Annotated in this window: 1 pseudogene; it reads right to left on the bottom strand. The window is 58.4% G+C overall.

The features are described from left to right. Positions 1-635, bottom strand: a pseudogene (locus tag EAE89_RS23150) (adhesin); the annotation flags it as partial.

Here is a 635-nt window from a genome sequence, read left to right as displayed (position 1 = left end):
TCCGGCATGATGGCCTCGTGCACGCCGTATTTGTTGTGGTGAGAAGTGTCCACCTGTGACCAGTCATAGCGGGTAGTCTGGCCGCGCAATACCGCGTCGTGATGCGGCGATTTTTCCGTTTCGACGACCTGAGTCACCAACCCGGCGTTGGTGTTGTTAATCTGGTCGGCATTAATTGTCAAATGACGTCCGGCTTCTATTGTCGCCGCGTGATTATTGAGCACCCGGGCCTGACCGGTCGCGGACAAGGTGTTATCCAGCTGGCCGCCGATGTGCATGTCGCCCACGCTGTCAATCTGCGCATGATGCTGGTTGTTGAGCGTGCCGGTGCCGATATCCAGCCGGTCACGGGCCGCAATGACCGCAGCTTTGCCGTCCTGTGCGGTGTTATTCAGCGTGCCCGTCTGGAGGGCGAGCTGGTCCCCGTAAATCCGTCCGGTGCCGGTGTTGGTCAGGGTGTTAGCCGTGAGATGGGTTAAGCCGCCGTCTATCAGTCCCGTATTATTCAGGGTGTCGTGAACATTAACCTGCGTTTTCCCGGCGCTGATTTCCGCGGTCTGAGTATTGGTAAGGTTTTTGGCGGTCAGCTGCACGGTTTGCCCGGCGACGATGGCCCGGTCATTGGTGAGATTGCC

Source organism: Photorhabdus heterorhabditis, from assembly GCF_018448905.1.
Classification (GTDB): domain Bacteria; phylum Pseudomonadota; class Gammaproteobacteria; order Enterobacterales; family Enterobacteriaceae; genus Photorhabdus; species Photorhabdus heterorhabditis.
This window is presented reverse-complemented; position numbering and strand designations above follow the sequence as displayed.